Below are 17,666 nucleotides of genomic sequence, written 5' to 3' on the forward strand. Positions count from 1 at the left end.
CTGTAATCTCGTTACCATTGCATGAAACGATAACTGTATGAAAAGCATTCATCCCCTTGTATGGATTCCACGTCGACTCTACTACAGTAGACTTAGTGTGATAGGTTCCAGAGCAAGAGGGCGTAGTCGTAAATATAGCTTTGAAAAAATATAGAAGGCAGGCGGTGATCAGAACCGTGATAATAGATCCGTAGTGATTTGATGCACTACCTAAAACATCTACAAGCTTGACGATCATGTCCAGCTGCTCTACTGAGCGTATGTAAATCTCGTTAACAGAATCAAGCAATGACATGAGAGCCACCAAGCCAGACAGATTTGCTTCCTACGCCATCATGGATCATTACAGAGACGCACTGATAACAGCCTTGCCACCTTCCTAGGCCCAGCTGATCATGCGCTGCAAAAATGCCCCGTGAAAAAACTCTCAGCCCTACGCCCCATATATCGCTCCTTGCACAGATGCGACATCGCAGTGGCACTACGCCGTGATAGCAATTGAGAATCGCGGCGAATTATGGCGGTTGCACATGCTGATCATGTGGCAATGCTGTACTGACGCGAGGGACGATTGGATATAAAGGAGGGCGGAGCTAGCATGCTCGATATGGTGCACCACTCAGGCGTACCTAAACGCTGCCACACTTCAAGATTTTTTGAGAAAGAAATCCTTGAGAAATCAAGGACTTGCGTAATGGAGGCAGCCCCGCCAGCCACACCCCGGCACTCGATGTTCCCGCTATGGCTGCTCCCTTCCGGGCCTGACCAGGTTAACGGGTAATCAATGCGGGAGGACCGACAGGGCCACCACTACATGTCTCGCTGAACAGCGAGTGGCGCCATTGTACCGGTCCTGAGCCCAGATACAACCTCTGCAGCAGAAAAAGTCATCATTTCTCAATGACTTGTCTGGCTAGCGCGCGCCACGCGGTCAAACACCTCGCCAGCCACCCCCGCACGCCAAGATGGCCAAGTGCCGACAATCACGCACCGGACCAACACGGCTCCAGAGTTATCAGACCTCGATGCCCTGCTGGGCAAGAAACGCCACGAACGCCTCTTCATCGAGCACCTTCACGCCCAGCTCGCTGGCCTTGGCCAGCTTCGACCCGGCACCCGGCCCTGCCACCACGCAGTGGGTCTTGCCAGAAACGGACCCCGCCACTTTCGCCCCCAGGCCTTCGAGCTTCTCCTTGGCGATGTCGCGGCTCATGCGTTCCAGGGAGCCGGTCAGCACCCACGTCTGGCCCGCCAGAGGCAGCCCCTCGGCCACCTTTTTCTCGCTGCGCCAGTGCATGCCGAAGGCCAGCAGCTGCGCCTCGATGGCATGGGCCAGACGCTGGTTGGCTTCATCCCTGAAGAACGCGCGTACAGCCTCTGCCTGGCGCGTATTGAGCGCCTGGCGCAGGTCGATGCCGTCGGCGGCGATGATCTTGTCCAGGCTGTCCAGGCGCATCACCAGCTTTTGCGCGCCGGTAGGCCCTACCGAGGGGATGTCGAGCTTGGCGAGCATGTCGGCCAGGGTGGTACTGGCGGCGAACTCCGCGGCCAGTTCGCCTTCGTCCTGCAACTGCATGCCGCTGTCCAGCAACTGGCGGATGACCTTCTGGTTGTGTTCGTCTTCAAAGAAGTTGTGGATCTCATGGGCCACTTCCAGGCCAATGTCTGGCAGATAGGTGAGCACCTGCGGCAATGCCTGTTGCACGCGCGACAGGCTGCCCAGTGAGCGGGCCAGCACCTTGGCGGTTTCTTCACCGACATCGGGAATGCCCAGGGCATAGATGAAGCGGGCAAGGGTCGGCTGCTTGCTGGCGGCGATGGCATCGAGCAGCTTGCGGCTGGACACTTCGGCAAAACCTTCGAGGCCGACGATTTGGTCGAACGTGAGCGTGTAAAGGTCGGCAGGCGAGGCAATCAGGCCCTCGTCCACCAACTGCTCCACGCTTTTTTCACCCAGCCCGTCGATGTCCATGGCCCGGCGCGAGACGTAGTGGATGATCGCCTGCTTGAGCTGCGCCCCACAGGCCAGGCGACCGACACAGCGGTACACGGCCCCCTCGCTGGTCACTTCCCTGCCCTTGCTGCGCTTGACCAGCTGGGTGCGCTCCACATGCGAGCCGCATACCGGGCACTGGCTGGGCACCTGCACTTCACGCGCCCCTTCCGGGCGACGCTCCAGCACCACCTGCATCACCTGCGGGATCACGTCGCCTGCGCGGCGGATGATGACCGTATCGCCAATGCGCAAGCCCAGGCGGGCGATCTCGTCCATGTTGTGCAAGGTGGCATTGGACACCGTCACACCGGCGACCTTGACCGGCTTCAGGCGGGCGACTGGGGTGACCGCGCCCGTACGCCCCACCTGGAACTCCACGTCCAGTACCTCGGTGAGCTCCTCCATCGCCGGAAATTTATGGGCGATGGCCCAGCGCGGTTCCCGGGCACGGAAACCCAGCTCACGCTGTGCGGCCAGGCTGTTGACCTTGAACACTACGCCATCGATCTCGTAAGGCAGGCTGTTACGCCGCTCGCCGATGTCGCGGTAATAGTCCAGACACTGCTCGATGCCGGCTGCGTGCTTGAGCTCGCGACTGATCGGCAACCCCCATGTCTTGAGCTGCTCCAGCGTGGCGATATGGCTGTCGGCCACAGGTGCGGACACCTGGCCGACACCGTAGCAGCAAAATTCCAGCGGGCGACTGGCAGTGATCTTGGAGTCCAGCTGACGCAGGCTGCCTGCCGCGGCATTGCGCGGGTTGGCGAAGGTCTTGCCGCCGAGGTCGGCCTGGGACGCATTGAGCCGGTCGAAGCCGGCCTTGCTCATGAACACCTCACCGCGCACTTCCAGCACCGCAGGCCAGCCTTGCCCGTGCAGCTTCAACGGAATGTTGCGCACGGTACGCACGTTGGCGCTGATGTCTTCACCCGTGGTGCCGTCGCCTCGCGTGGCACCCTGCACCAGGTGACCGTCACGGTAGAGCAGGCTGACCGCCAGGCCATCGAGCTTGGGCTCGCAGCTGAAATCCACCGCGCCTGGCTGGTCCAGCCCTTCCGTCACACGGCGACCGAACTCACGCAGGTCAGCCTCTTCGAAGGCATTACCCAAGCTGAGCATGGGGACCTCATGACGAACCTGGCTGAATGCGGCAAGGGCCGCCCCACCTACCCGCTGGGTGGGCGAGTCGGGCGTGACCAGGTGGGGATGCTCGGCCTCCAGCGCCTTGAGTTCGTTGAACAGCCGGTCGTACTCGGCGTCGGGCACGCTGGGTTCGTCCAGCACATAGTAGCGGTAGTTGTGCTGGTCGAGTTCGGCACGCAGTTCGTGAATGCGGGTTTCAGCGGTCATTTTGAGCTTCTCTTGCAAAACGAAAGAGCAGCCTGGCAGCCTCTGGAGAGCCAGGTCTCGTCATCGCCTTGTGCCTTAGGCAGCGAGCCCGCTCCACGGTTTCGCCACAGCCTTCAAAGGCTGCGGTGAAACCGTGAAGCGGGCTCGCTTGCCGAAAGCCGAGTCGATGAGCAAGAGGCCTGAACCGACCAGCACGCCCCGAGGCTGCTCTTCGTCTGGATTTATCAGCGCTTCTGGGTCAGGGCACGGCGCTCGAATTCCACGATGCGCTGGCGGTAGTGTTCGATGGTCTGCGCCGTCAACACGCTGCGCTGGTCATCCTTGAGTTCACCGTTGAGCTCATGGGCCAGCTTGCGAGCTGCCGCCACCATGACGTCGAAGGCCTGCTTCGGATGGCGCGGGCCTGGCAGGCCGAGGAAGAAGCTCACCGCACGCGTGCTGAAATGGTCGATGTCATCCAGGTCGAAGATGCCAGGCTTGACGGCATTGGCCATGGAGAACAGCACTTCGCCGTGACCGGCCATGCTCTCGTGGCGGTGGAAGATGTCCATCTCGCCGAACCGCAGGCCACTTTCCAGAATGTTCTGCAGCAACGCCGGGCCCTTGAACCCACCCTCATCACGGGAAATAACGCTGATCACCAGCACTTCCTCGGCCGGCGGCAGCTCCTTGACGCTGTTGTTGGCCGCTGCAGGGGATGGGCTACGCCCCTTGTCCGCCACGAAGTCGTCCTCGTCGTCGATCACGATATCCGCTTCACGGGAAGGCGCGCTGAAGCCTGCGTCAACGCGCGGCGCTTCTGCAGCCGCCGGGCGTTTTGGCCACTTGCTGACCTTGGCAGGTTTGGGTTCGCGCTCACGATCCCGGTCCGAGGCACTGAGCGACGGAAGATCACTTTCGTCCAGCTCAGGCTCCCTGTGGGTGTCGAGCACGCGGGGTGGGCCGAGCACTTCGGCACCACCGCCTTCATCGTCCGCCGCATTGGCATAACTGCGGTCCAGACGGAATTTCAACTTACCCTTGCCGCCGCGCATACGGCGCCAGCCGTCGAAAAGAATGCCGGCAATGACAATGATGCCGATAAGGATCAGCCACTCGCGCAGACCGATTTCCATGTAATCCCGTGCCTCTAATAAATATGCTGAAAACAAAGGCTTCAAAGGCCTTTAACACGTGGCGCCAAGCCTATGTTCTGACAGGCGTTTTACCCACGCAGAAAACGAGTGACATAAAGCTAGCACGACCAAAGACAACTTTACACCGTCTGTCTCACATGACAGGGGCATTTCAATGAAGATTGTGCCGTTCGACCACAGGTTTCACGCATCGACCATCGCCATGGCCGCCTCCACGTCCACGGCCACTAGGCGCGAACAGCCCGGCTCGTGCATGGTGACCCCCATCAGCTGGTCGGCCATTTCCATGGCAATTTTGTTGTGCGTGATGTAAATGAACTGCACGCTCTCACTCATTTCCTTCACCAGCCGGGCATACCGCCCGACGTTGGCATCGTCCAGCGGTGCGTCGACTTCATCGAGCATGCAGAACGGTGCGGGGTTCAACTTGAAGATGGCAAACACCAGCGCCAAGGCGGTCAGTGCTTTTTCGCCACCGGACAGCAGATGAATGGTGCTGTTCTTCTTGCCCGGTGGTCGCGCCATGATCGTCACCCCTGTATCGAGTAGATCTTCGCCCGTCAGTTCCAGATAAGCGCTGCCGCCGCCGAAAACTTTTGGGAAAAGTGCCTGCAATCCGGCATTTATCTGATCAAAGGTATCCTTGAAGCGGTGGCGGGTTTCCTTGTCGATCTTGCGAATGACGTTTTCAAGCGTGTCCAGCGCTTCGACCAGGTCAGCATCCTGGGCATCGAGGTAGCGCTTGCGCTCGGACTGCTGTTCGTACTCCTCGATGGCGGCCAGGTTGATCGCGCCCAGCCGCTGGGTACGGGCATCGAGTTGCTCCAAGGCCTGCTCGGTGCCGGCCTCGGTAGCGTCGGGCTCGACCGTGGCGAGAACGCCCTGCAAGTCGTAACCGTCGGCGAGCAACTGCTCCTGCAATGTGGTACGCCGCACTTCCAGGCCCTGACACTCCAGGCGCAGTTGTTCGAGTTGACCACGCAGCAACTGAGCCTGCTGCTCGGCCTGGGTGCGGCGCTTTTCGGCATTGCGCAGTTCGCGGTCGGCCTCGTCCATTTGCAGGCGTGCCTGGCGCCTTTCTTCGTCGACACCCATTCGCCGTTCCAGCAGCTCTTCGAGCTTGAGCCGCAGCTCCTCCAACGGCGCCTCCCCCTCCTCCAGGTTCAGACTCAGCTGCTCCTGTCGCTCGCTCAGACGGGCCGCTTGCAGCTCCAGGCGTTCCAGGGCCTGACGCGTGGAGTCATGCTGGGCGCGCAGCGACCCCAGGCGCACGGCCAGCTGGTGGGCATGGTCCTTGTGCTGCCTGGCTTCCTGACGAATGCGGTCCAGGCCCTCACGCAGCCGGTCGCGCTGGGCCAGCAGCACTTCGCGCTGATCGGTGTCCTGGGCCATGAGTTCGAGGGCATCCTGCAACAGCAAACGGGCTTCGCCCAGTTGCTCATGCTCAAGGGCGCGCTGCTCGTCGAGCTCAGCCAGCTCTTCTTCCAAACGGCGGCGGCGCAGCGCGACCTGTTCGGCACGGGCACGGTTGGCTGACAAGCTGGCCTTGAGTTCGGCCTGCAGGCGGCTTTCTTCCTGGGCGCGACGGCGTACCTGCTCGCGCTGCGCTTCCAGGTGCTGCTGCTGTTCACGCAGGGTGTGCAGCTGCTGGTCAATTTGCTGCAGGGCGATGTGCTGCTCACGCTGACTGTGCTCGAGCCGTTCGATCTCCTGACCGCGCGCCAGCACCCCGCTTTCACCGCTGCCACCGCGGCGCACACGAAGGCTGTGGCGGGCGACCCAGTAGCCATCGCGGCTGACCAGGCTCTGCCCTTCGCCCAACGCAGCACGCAAGGCCAAGGCCTCGGCCAGGTCTTCCACGGGCCTGACCTGGCCCAGCCATGGCGCCAGGTCGACGGGGCCCTGTACCTTGTCCAGCAGACTGCCCGAAGGCACCGCCTGGCTGGCGGAAGCCGCGAGCAGCAGGCTCACATCGCCCTGCTGCAAGCCCGCCAGATCCAACGGTGCGAAGTCGTCCACCAGCACGGCTTGCAAGTCGGCGCCCAACACGGTTTCCACCGCAAGCTCCCACCCGGGCTCAACGCGCAGCGCTTGTGCCAGGCGAGGGCAGTCTGCCAACCCCTGCCCCTGCAACCATTCGCCCACCCCAGCACCTGGGTCCAGGGCTGCCTGCTGCAGGGCTTCCAGCGATGCCAGGCGCCCGCCCAGGCGTTGCACATCACCCTGGGCCTGTTGCTGAGCCAGCCCGGCCTCCTGCAGCGCCTGGCGCACCGTTTCCAGGCGCTCGATAACCTCCTCTTCCTCCAGTTGCAGTGCTTCGAGCGACAACTCGCTGCTGGCCAACTGCTCAACCTGCTCCAGCATGGCCGCGTCTTGCGGGTCTTCGCCCAACTGCACCTGTTCGTCGGTGAGTTTGCGCTGACGCTCGGCCAGGCGCTCCAAGCCGCTTTCCAACTGCTGCAAGCGCGCCTGCTGCACTTCGGCCTGACGACGCGGTTCAGACGAGCGACTGTTGAAGGTGTCCCACTGCTCCTGCCAACCGTGCATGCCTGATTCGGCCTCTTCCAGCACGGCAGCGCTTTCTTCGGCAGCCGCCAGGGTCAGCGCCTGCTCGGGCTCGAGCATGGCCAGTTCTTCTGCCAAAGTTGCCAGCAGCGTACGGTCATGCCCCAGGTGCGATTCGGTTTCCTGGCGCGTGCGTTCGGCTTCCTTGAAATCGTCCTGCAACTGGCGCAAACGTTGCTGGCCGTGCTGGATGCTTTGCTCGACCCGGGCGATGTCGCCGGCCACCGAGTAGAACCGGGCCTGCACCTGGTTGAAGCGCTCGGACAGCTCATGATGACCGTCACGCAGCCGCTCGATGCTGGCATCGGCATTGCGCTGCTCGGCCACCAGCGCCTCGAAGGACACATCCTGGTTACCGATCACCGACTGACGCTGACGAACCCGTTCGTCCAGCTCGCGCCAGCGCAACGCCGCCAGGCGCGCCTTGAGCTGGCGTTCCTGCGCCTTGTATTCACGGTATTTCTCGGCCGCCTGGGCCTGACGGTGCAGGCGTTCGAGCTGGCGTTCCAGCTCCTCGCGCAGGTCGGTCAGGCGCGCCAGGTTCTCCTGGGTTCGGCGGATGCGGTTTTCAGTTTCGCGGCGACGCTCCTTGTACTTGGAGATACCCGCCGCTTCCTCGATGAAATTGCGCAGTTCCTCGGGCTTGGCTTCGATCAGCTTGGAGATCATGCCCTGTTCGATGATCGAGTAGCTGCGAGGCCCAAGGCCTGTGCCCAGGAAGATATCGGTGATGTCCCGACGCCTGCACTTGGTGCCGTTGAGGTAATAGCTGTTCTGACTGTCGCGGGTGACCTTGCGCCGAATCGAGATCTCGGCGTAGGCGGCATACTCGCCCACAAGGGTAGTCTCGCTGTTGTCGAACACCAGTTCGATGCTGGCCTGGCTGACCGGCTTGCGGCCGCTGGAGCCGTTGAAGATGACGTCGGTCATCGACTCGCCACGCAGGTTCTTTGCCGAACTTTCGCCCATCACCCAGCGTACGGCGTCGATGATGTTGGACTTTCCACAGCCATTGGGGCCCACGACCGCCGCCATGTTGCTCGGGAAGTTGACGGTGGTGGGGTCGACGAAAGACTTGAACCCTGCCAGGCGGATGCACTTCAGACGCATCAGTCAGGGCCGGGCCAGCGCTGCCAGTACCAGTTCGCAACTGCGCTGGCCATAGGCGGTGAGTACTTCACGAATGCGCGGCAAGTCGCGCAGCACCACCGCCTCGAGCAAATGACCGAACAGGCCCAGGTAATCGACCATGTTCGCCTGGCGCTGGTCCAGGGACAGGTAATAGGCGCGGCTCATGGCTGGCTGCAGGTTCTCGACGGTTTCCTGCAGGAACGGGTTGTCGGCGAAGGGGTAGGCAGCACGCATCACCTCGAAGCTCTCGGCCACGAACGCCTCGATGTCGCGTGCGGCATGCGCCACATGAAGACGCTGCTGAATGTCCAGAAACGGGCGCAGTTCGTCTTCGCTGCGCCAGCGTTGTGCAACCGCGTTGCCCAGCAGGATGTAAAACTCGCTCATGAGCGTGCACAGGCTGCGCACGCTGCGCTCGTCCAGTTCGGTGACGTGGGCGCCCCGGCGCGGCAATATCGCCACCAGGTGGCGACGTTCAAGGATCAGCAGCGCTTCGCGCACCGAACCCCGGCTGACGTTGAGCGCCTGGGTCACCTTCTGTTCCTGGATACGCTCTGCAGGCGCCAGTTCGCCGCGGATGATGCGCTCGGCCAGGTAATCGGCAATCTGCTCGGCGAGGCTGTCCGGGGCCTTGAACGTCATGGTTTTCCTTCAAATCACTGAACGGGACACAAGGGGGCGGATTGTAGCCTACTTGCCCCTGGGAAGCGCAGCGGTGTATCGGGGTTTATTTGACCACCCGGACAGCTGCCGGGCCGGCGCGATCTATGCTTGGTGTAAGCATCATCAACCAGGGTGGGCCGGCCGCCGGACGATTTCCTGACCTTTGAGTCAGAAAAACATTGACCCGCGCGACAGGTGTTGCTTAGAGTCGGCCCAACAACAATAAAACCATTGCGAGGCCATCCCCGTGATCCAGTTTCTCGTCAACCAGGAGCTGCGCAGCGAGCACGCCCTGGACCCGAACATGACCGTGCTGCAATACCTGCGCGAGCAGTTGGGCAAACCCGGCACCAAAGAGGGCTGCGCCAGCGGTGACTGTGGTGCCTGCACCGTGGTGATCGGTGAACTGACCCAGGACGACGCCGGCGACGATGCCTTGCGCTATCGCAGCCTCAACTCATGCCTGACGTTCGTGTCCAGCCTGCACGGCAAGCAACTGATCAGCGTCGAAGGCCTCAAGCACCAAGGCCAGCTGCACAGCGTGCAACAAGCCATGGCGGACTGCCATGGGTCGCAATGCGGTTTCTGTACGCCAGGCTTTGTGATGTCGTTGTTCGCCCTGCAAAAGAACAGTCAAGGTGCCGACGTGCATCAGGCCCAGGAAGCACTGGCCGGCAACCTGTGCCGCTGCACGGGTTACCGGCCCATCCTCGACGCCGCCCAGCAGAGCTGCCGGCAGCCCTGCCCTGACCAGTTCGATGCCCAGCAAGCGCAGACCATCGCCCGCCTCAAGGCCATTGCACCGTCGCAGACCGGCGAGCTGAACAGTGGCGACAAACGTTGCCTGGTCCCGCTGACCGTCGCCGACCTGGCCGAGCTGTACAGTTCGCACCCCGAAGCCCGGTTGCTTGCAGGCGGTACCGACCTGGCGCTGGAAGTCACGCAAATGCACAAGACCCTGCCAGTGATGATCTACGTGGGGCATGTGGCCGAGCTCAAGCGGATCGAGCAGACCGCCACCCATCTTGAAATCGGTGCTGCCACCCCGCTCACCGACTGCTACCAGGCGTTGAACGCCCAATACCCGGACTTCGGCGCGCTGCTGCATCGCTTCGCTTCGCTGCAGATCCGCAACCAGGGCACCCTGGGCGGCAACATCGGCAACGCTTCGCCCATCGGTGACTCACCGCCCTTGTTGATCGCGCTGGATGCCCAGGTGGTCCTGCGCCAGGGCGAGCGCCAGCGCACGATGCCGCTGGAAGCCTATTTCATCGACTACCGCATCACCGCCCGGCAGGACAGCGAGTTCATCGAGAAGATCCTGGTACCCCTCGCCCGGCACGACTGGACGTTCCGCGCCTATAAGGTTTCCAAGCGCCTGGACGATGATATTTCGGCGGTGTGCGCAGCGTTCAACCTGAGCATCGAGCACGGGGTGGTCAGCGGCGCACGCATCGCCTTCGGCGGCATGGCGGCCATCCCCAAACGCGCCCGTGCCTGCGAGGCGGCGTTGCTGGGCCAACCCTGGAACAAGGCCAGCGTGGAGCGCGCCTGCCAGGCCCTGGCCGAGGACTTCACCCCGCTCAGCGACTTCCGCGCCAGCCAGCAATACCGCCTGCTGACCGCGCAGAACCTGCTGCGCAAGTACTTCATCGAACTGCAAACGCCGCACATCGAAACCCGGGTGACCGCTTATGTCTAACCATCATGTGCCCAAAAGCCAGGCCGAAATGGCCGACCTGTTCCGCCAGGACCTGACCACCGGGGTCGGGCGCAGCGTCAAGCACGACAGCGCCGACAAGCACGTGTCCGGCGAAGCGCTGTACATCGACGACCGACTGGAATTCCCCAACCAGCTGCACGTCTATGCACGTACCGCAGACCGTGCCCATGCGCGCATCCTGCGCATCGACACCACACCCTGCTACGCCTTCGAAGGGGTGCGCATCGCGATCACCCATCAGGACATTCCTGGGCTCAAGGACATTGGACCGGTGGTGGCAGGCGATCCCTTGCTGGCCATCGACAAGGTCGAGTTCTTCGGCCAGCCGGTCCTGGCCGTGGCTGCACGTGACCTGGACACCGCACGCCGCGCCGCCATGGCCGCCGTCATCGAATACGAGGACCTCGAACCGGTGCTCGATGTGGTCGAGGCGCTGCGCAAGCGGCACTTCGTGCTCGACAGCCACACCCATCAGCGCGGCGACAGCGCTGCAGCCCTGGCCAGCGCCCCGCATCGCCTGCAAGGCACCCTGCACATCGGCGGCCAGGAACACTTCTACCTGGAGACCCAGATTTCCTCGGTGATGCCCACCGAAGACGGCGGCATGATCGTCTACTGCTCGACCCAGAACCCCACTGAGGTGCAGAAACTGGTGGCCGAAGTGCTCGATGTACCCATGAACAAGGTGGTGCTGGACATGCGCCGCATGGGCGGCGGATTTGGCGGCAAGGAGACCCAGGCCGCGAGCCCGGCTTGCCTGTGCGCCGTCATCGCCCGCCTGACCGGGCAACCGACGAAGATGCGCTTGCCGCGGGTCGAGGACATGACCATGACCGGCAAGCGACACCCCTTCTACGTCGAGTACGACGTGGGCTTCGACGACCAGGGTCGCCTGCACGGCATCAACCTGGACCTGGCCGGCAACTGTGGCTACTCCCCGGATCTGTCCGGCTCGATCGTCGACCGCGCCATGTTCCATTCCGACAACGCCTACTACCTGGGCGATGCCACCGTCCACGGGCACCGCTGCAAGACCAACACCGCGTCGAACACGGCCTACCGGGGCTTTGGCGGGCCGCAAGGCATGGTCGCCATCGAGCAGGTGATGGACCACATCGCCAGGCACCTTGGCCGCGACCCCCTGGCCGTGCGCAAGGCCAACTACTATGGCAAGGACGAGCGCAACGTCACCCATTATTACCAGACCGTCGAGCACAACATGCTCGAGGAGATGACCGCCGAGCTTGAAGCCAGCAGTGACTACGCCGAACGGCGGGCGGCCATCGGCCGCTTCAATGCCGGCAGCCCGATCCTGAAAAAAGGCCTGGCGCTGACCCCGGTCAAGTTCGGCATCTCGTTCACCGCCACCTTCCTCAACCAGGCAGGGGCGCTGATCCATATCTACACCGATGGCAGCATCCACCTGAACCACGGCGGCACTGAAATGGGCCAGGGCCTGAACACCAAGGTGGCGCAGGTGGTGGCCCAGGTCTTCCAGGTGGATATCGACCGGATCCAGATCACTGCCACCAACACCGACAAGGTACCCAACACCTCCCCTACCGCCGCTTCCAGTGGGGCTGACTTGAACGGCAAGGCCGCACAGCATGCAGCCGAGATTCTCAAGAAACGTTTGACCGAATTCGCTGCCAGGCACTACCAGGTCACCGAGGAAGACGTGGAGTTCCGTAATGGCCACGTGCGTGTGCGCGACCAGATCGTCAGCTTCGAGCAGTTGGTGCAGCAGGCTTATTTCGGTCAGGTGTCGCTGTCGAGCACCGGGTTCTACCGCACGCCAAAGATCTTCTATGACCGCAGCCAGGCACGGGGGCGCCCCTTCTACTACTACGCCTTTGGCGCGGCCTGTGTGGAAGTGATCGTCGACACCCTGACCGGCGAGTACAAGATGTTGCGCGCCGACATCCTGCACGATGTGGGCGACTCGCTGAACCCGGCCATCGACATCGGACAGGTCGAGGGAGGGTTCATTCAAGGCATGGGCTGGCTCACCACCGAGGAGCTGGTGTGGAACGCCAAGGGCAAACTCGTGACCAACGGCCCGGCCAGCTACAAGATTCCAGCGGTGGCCGACATGCCGCTGGACATGCGGGTCAAGCTGGTGGAGAACCGCAAGAACCCGGAGGACACGGTGTTCCATTCCAAGGCCGTGGGCGAGCCGCCGTTCATGCTCGGGATCGCCGCCTGGTGCGCGATCAAGGATGCGGTGGCCAGCCTTGCCGACTACCGCGTGCAACCGAACATAGATGCCCCTGCCACGCCGGAGCGGGTGTTGTGGGGCTGTGAGCAGATGCGCAAGGCGGCCACCCTGCAACCTGCGCTGCAGGAACTGGACGCAGTGAACAATTGAAGGTGCGTTGCCTGTTCGGGCCCATTGCCGGCAAGTCGGCGAGAAGGCCCGAACAGGCACCCCCAGATGAGGATCTTGCATCATGCACCAATGGATCAACGCCCTGGCCGAACACCAAGCCCGCGGCGAGGCCTGCGTACTGGTGACCATCATCGAAGAACGCGGCTCCACCCCGCGCAATGCCGGTTCGAAGATGGTGGTCAGCGCCTGCGGATCATACGACACCATCGGCGGCGGCCATCTGGAATACAAGGCGCTGCACATCGCCCGGCAGATGCTCGGCGAGCACCGCGGTACCCCGCACCTGGAACGCTTCAGTCTTGGCGCCAGCCTCGGCCAGTGCTGCGGGGGTGTGACAGTGTTGTTGTTCGAACCCATGGCCGCCGTACAGGCGCAGATCGCCGTGTTCGGCGCGGGCCATGTCGGCCGGGCTCTGGTACCCTTGCTCGCCGCGCTGCCCTGCCGGGTGCGCTGGATCGATTCGCGCGAGCAGGAATTCCCTGCCCAGATTCCCGCCGGCGTGACGCGCGTGGTCAGCGAGGAACCGGTCGACGAAGTGGCAGACCTGCCGCCGGGTAGCTACTGCATCGTCATGACCCATAACCATCAGCTCGACCTGGAGCTGACCGCTGCCATCCTCAAGCGCAACGATTTCACCTGGTTCGGCCTGATCGGCTCGAAGACCAAGCGGGTCAAGTTCGAGCATCGCCTGCGCGAGCGCGGGTTCGACCCCGCCCTGGTGGCGCGCATGCGGTGCCCGACGGGCCTGACCGAGGTCAAGGGCAAGCTGCCCATCGAAATCGCCGTGTCCATCGCCGGCGAAATCATCGCCACCTACAACGCCCGCTTCGGCCAGCACGACGCTGCCGCCAACGCCGGCCCCATTGCCCAGTTGCTGCCGCCTTCACGGCGCAGCCAAGCCATTTGACGAGTGAGATATGACCGTTACCCGCAAAGCCTACCGAGCCGCCATCCTGCACAGCATCGCCGACCCGGCCGAGGTAGGCCTGGACGCTTCCCATGAGTATTTCGAAGACGGCCTGCTGGTGATCGACGGCGGACGCATCCAGGCCGTGGGCCATGCCAGCGACTTGTTGCCGACCCTGGACGCCGACATACCGGTAGAGCACTACCAGGACGCATTGATCACCCCAGGGTTCATCGACACCCACATCCACTTCCCCCAGACCGGCATGATCGGCTCCTACGGGGAGCAGTTGCTGGACTGGTTGAACACCTACACCTTCCCTTGCGAGAAGCAATTTGCCGACAAGGACCATGCCGACCAGGTGGCGCAGATCTTCCTCAAGGAGCTGCTGCGTAACGGCACCACCACCGCCCTGGTGTTCGGCAGCGTGCACCCCGAGTCGGTCAACGCCTTGTTCGAAGCAGCCGAGCGCCTGGACCTGCGTCTGATCGCTGGCAAGGTAATGATGGACCGCAACGCCCCCGATTACCTGACCGACACCGCCGAGTCCGGTTACGCCCAGAGCAAAGCGCTGATCGAGCGCTGGCATGGCAAAGGCCGCCTGCACTATGCCGTCACTCCGCGTTTCGCACCGACCAGCACGCCAGAGCAGCTGGCACGGGCGGGCCAACTGCTCAAGGAACACCCAGGCGTTTACCTGCACACGCACCTGTCGGAGAACCTTCAGGAAATCGACTGGGTCAAGTCGCTGTTCCCGGAACAGAAGGGCTACCTGGATGTGTACGACCATTTCGAACTGCTGGGCGAGCGCTCGGTCTTCGCCCATGGCGTGCACCTGTGCGACGAAGAATGCCAACGTCTGGCCGAGACGGGCTCGGCGGTCGCGTTCTGCCCCACCTCCAACCTGTTCCTGGGCAGCGGGCTGTTCAACCTGCCTCAGGCGGAGCGCTTCAAGGTCAATGTCGGCCTGGGCACCGACGTGGGCGCCGGCACCAGCTTCTCGCTGCTCAACACGCTCAATGAGGCATACAAGGTGATGCAGCTGCAAGGCGCACGCCTGCACCCTTTCAAGTCGCTCTACCTGGCGACCCTGGGCGGTGCGCGCGCGCTGCGCCTGGATGACCGGATCGGCAGCCTGCGCCCGGGCAATGACGCGGACTTCGTGGTGCTGGACTACAAGGCAACGCCGCTGCTGGACTATCGCCTGCAGCAGTCCAGAAGCATCGAGGAAACGTTGTTCGTGCTGACCACCCTGGGCGACGACCGCACGGTTCGTGAAACCTATGCGGCCGGGCGTTGCGTGCATCAGCGCGAAGGGTAAGGTTCGCGCTGGCTGCGAGCCCAGGCGAATGGTCAGTTCTTGACCGCGACCTTGGGCTTTTTCAGCAGATGGGAGAACACCGCATGCAGATCGTCCGAGGCGCTCTCCTCGTCCAGGTTCAGCTTGCTGTCGATGTGGTCCATGTGATGCATCATCAGGCTGACGGCCTGGGCGGCGTCACGCGCTTCGATGGCATCGATCAGCTGCAGATGCTCGTCGTACGAGCAGTGGGAACGATTGCCGCTCTCGTACTGGGCGATGATCAGCGAGGTCTGCGATACCAGGCTGCGCTGGAAGCTCACCAACGGCGCATTGCCCGCCGCCTCGGCAAGCTTGAGGTGAAACTCGCCGGACAGCCGGATGCCGGCGCCGCGATCCCCTCGGGAAAAACTGTCGCGCTCTTCGCGGACCATCTGCCGAAGCTCGGCCAGCTGCTCGGCCGTGGCGTGCTCCACAGCAAGCTCGGTGATGGCACGCTCGACCATGCGCCGCGAGAAGAACACCTGGCGCGCCTCCTCCACGGTTGGGCTGGCGACCACGGCACCCCGATTGGGCCGCAGCAGCACCACGCTCTCGTGGGCCAGCCGTGACAGGGCCCGGCGGATGATGGTGCGGCTGACGCCGAAAATCTCGCCCAGCGCCTCTTCGCTGAGCTTGGTGCCCGGCGCCAGACGTTGCTCCAGGATGGCCTCGAAGATGTGCGCATAGACAATGTCGTCCTGGGTACCACTGCGACCGGCCTTGCCAGCACGCGCGGGTTTTTTCAGGGGTTGCAGCTGTTCGTTCATGGGCTCTCGAGGCACGAAGGAAAGTATGGCGTCATTGTACACAGGCTGAGCCGTTTCTGCAGGCGCGCTTTAACGCATATAGCGATTGTTCACCTCAACCGGCATACAAAACATAAAACAGTATTTGCTTTCTTTGTACACAAAAGCATAATCGCTCAGGCAACTTCCTGACCTTAAGGTCAACAATACGCTACGGCACTGCATGCCGCTGGCCAGTTGCCGCCCTCGCGGAGCCGCCAAGTGCATTGCTCAGGACCCCGGGCTCCATAACAACAAGAAAGACTTGAGGAGTACTCGCTGTGGAAAGCCGCAAAACCGAAGTCCCTACGCTGGACATCGCCTCACCGCCCGCCACGGGTTGGCTGGAGCGCATTTTCAAACTCAGGCAACACGGCAGTACCGTCAAGACCGAGCTGATCGCCGGGGTGACCACCTTCATCACCATGGCCTACATCATTTTCGTCAACCCCAACATCATGGCCGATGCCGGCATCGATCATGGCGCAGCCTTCGTGGCTACTTGCATCGCCGCCGCCCTCGGCTGCCTGCTCATGGGGCTGTATGCCAACTGGCCTGTGGGCCTGGCCCCGGGCATGGGCCTCAATGCGTTCTTCACATACACCGTGGTCGGCACCATGGGCTACAACTGGGAAACGGCACTGGGCGCGGTCTTCATTTCCGGCGTGCTGTTCATGTTCCTGACACTGTCCAAGGTGCGCGAATGGCTGCTCAACAGCATCCCCGTCAGCCTGCGCCATGCCATGGGCGCCGGTGTGGGCCTGTTCCTCGGCCTGATCGGCCTGAAGACCGCAGGCATCATCGTCGACAGCCCCGCCACCCTGATCAAGCTCGGTTCGCTGCATGAGCCAGGCCCGCTGCTGGCGGCGGTGTGTTTTCTGATGATCGCCATCCTCAGCTACAAACGGGTATTCGGTGCGATCCTGATCAGCATCATCGGCGTGACGCTGGCGGGCTGGGGCCTGGGGCTGGTGAAGTTTGGCGGCGTGGTGTCGATGCCGCCCAGCCTGGCGCCGACCTGGATGGCCATGGACGTGGCGGGCGTGTTCAACGTGAGCATGATCAGTGTGGTCCTGGCGTTTCTGTTCGTGCACATGTTCGACACCGCCGGGACGCTGATGGGCGTGGCGCAGCGGGCCAACCTGGTGGCCCCCGACGGCCGTATCGAGAACCTGTCCAAAGCGCTCAAGGCCGACAGTGCTTCGAGCGTGTTCGGCGCCGTGGTCGGCGTGCCGCCGGTCACCAGCTATGTGGAAAGTGCCGCGGGGGTAGCCGCCGGAGGGCGCACCGGCCTGACGGCGGTGGTGGTGGGCGTCCTGTTCATTGCTGCCATGTTCTTTGCACCGCTGGCTGGCATGATCCCCGCCTATGCAACCGCTGGCGCCTTGATCTACGTCGCGATGCTGATGATGAGCAGCATGGCGCACATCAACTGGGACGAGGCGACCGACAGCATTCCGGCGATTGTCACGGTGATCATGATGCCGCTGACCTTCTCAGTGGCGGATGGCATTGCGCTTGGTTTCATCAGCTATGTGGCGTTAAAGGCCGGTACGGGTAAGTACAAGGAGATCTCTGCCAGCTTGTGGGTGCTGTGTGCGATCTTCATCGCCAAGTTCGTGTTCCTCTAGGAAGCACAGTGAACCGGGGGCAAGTGCACCCGGTTCGTATTGTCACGT

The 17,666-nt window shown here is 62.7% G+C and carries 11 protein-coding genes and 1 other RNA gene; 5 read left to right on the forward strand and 7 right to left on the reverse strand.

The genetic code is table 11. The features are described 5' to 3' along the window. The 6 genes from ACK59L_RS16445 to ACK59L_RS16470 all read right to left on the reverse strand — a co-directional run. Positions 1–238 (reverse strand): hypothetical protein (locus ACK59L_RS16445; protein WP_409274763.1); only part of this gene is annotated, 238 nt, incomplete at its 3' end. Between the two features lie 466 nt (positions 239–704). After that, positions 705–801, reverse strand: an RNA gene (ffs, locus tag ACK59L_RS16450) — signal recognition particle sRNA small type. Positions 802–1,015: 214 nt separating this feature from the next. After that, positions 1,016–3,346, reverse strand: a complete 2,331-nt coding sequence (gene ligA, locus ACK59L_RS16455) for an NAD-dependent DNA ligase LigA (protein WP_409274765.1) — start codon at positions 3,344–3,346, stop codon at positions 1,016–1,018. A gap of 224 nt (positions 3,347–3,570) precedes the next feature. Continuing rightward, on the reverse strand, positions 3,571–4,461 hold the full coding sequence (zipA, locus tag ACK59L_RS16460) for a cell division protein ZipA (protein WP_409274767.1): 891 nt from the start codon (positions 4,459–4,461) through the stop codon (positions 3,571–3,573). Positions 4,462–4,665: 204 nt separating this feature from the next. Further along, the gene (gene smc, locus ACK59L_RS16465; protein ID WP_409274769.1) at positions 4,666–8,157 is read right to left on the reverse strand and encodes a chromosome segregation protein SMC; all 3,492 of its coding nucleotides are present in this window, start codon (positions 8,155–8,157) and stop codon (positions 4,666–4,668) included. A gap of 3 nt (positions 8,158–8,160) precedes the next feature. Beyond that, positions 8,161–8,820, reverse strand: a complete 660-nt coding sequence (locus ACK59L_RS16470) for a GntR family transcriptional regulator (RefSeq protein ID WP_167338465.1) — start codon at positions 8,818–8,820, stop codon at positions 8,161–8,163. Between the two features lie 268 nt (positions 8,821–9,088). On the opposite strand from ACK59L_RS16470, the gene xdhA reads away from it, so the two are divergent. The 4 genes from xdhA to guaD all read left to right on the forward strand — a co-directional run bounded on the left by xdhA (position 9,089) and on the right by guaD (position 15,181). Further along, complete coding sequence (gene xdhA, locus ACK59L_RS16475; protein ID WP_182140668.1) at positions 9,089–10,543, forward strand: xanthine dehydrogenase small subunit; 1,455 nt, start codon at positions 9,089–9,091, stop codon at positions 10,541–10,543. Continuing rightward, positions 10,536–12,932 (forward strand): xanthine dehydrogenase molybdopterin binding subunit, encoded by a 2,397-nt coding sequence (xdhB, locus tag ACK59L_RS16480; protein WP_409274772.1) that lies wholly within the window; start codon positions 10,536–10,538, stop codon positions 12,930–12,932. The genes xdhA and xdhB overlap by 8 nt, the downstream gene beginning before the upstream one ends. A gap of 82 nt (positions 12,933–13,014) precedes the next feature. Next, the gene (xdhC, locus tag ACK59L_RS16485) at positions 13,015–13,860 is read left to right on the forward strand and encodes a xanthine dehydrogenase accessory protein XdhC (protein WP_409274774.1); all 846 of its coding nucleotides are present in this window, start codon (positions 13,015–13,017) and stop codon (positions 13,858–13,860) included. A gap of 10 nt (positions 13,861–13,870) precedes the next feature. Continuing rightward, complete coding sequence (gene guaD / locus ACK59L_RS16490) at positions 13,871–15,181, forward strand: guanine deaminase (RefSeq protein WP_058604796.1); 1,311 nt, start codon at positions 13,871–13,873, stop codon at positions 15,179–15,181. 32 nt (positions 15,182–15,213) lie between these two features. Here guaD and ACK59L_RS16495 read toward each other — a convergent pair whose 3' ends face one another. Then, on the reverse strand, positions 15,214–15,969 hold the full coding sequence (locus ACK59L_RS16495) for a GntR family transcriptional regulator (protein ID WP_144967048.1): 756 nt from the start codon (positions 15,967–15,969) through the stop codon (positions 15,214–15,216). Positions 15,970–16,268: 299 nt separating this feature from the next. On the opposite strand from ACK59L_RS16495, the gene ACK59L_RS16500 reads away from it, so the two are divergent. Then, a complete protein-coding gene (locus ACK59L_RS16500) occupies positions 16,269–17,618 on the forward strand; it encodes an NCS2 family permease (RefSeq protein WP_409274777.1) in 1,350 nt (449 codons plus the stop codon). Positions 17,619–17,666: the final 48 nt, after the last annotated feature.

The sequence above is a fragment of the Pseudomonas sp. KCJK9111 genome, from assembly GCF_046231935.1.
GTDB classification, from domain to species: Bacteria; Pseudomonadota; Gammaproteobacteria; order Pseudomonadales; family Pseudomonadaceae; genus Aquipseudomonas; species Aquipseudomonas parafulva_B.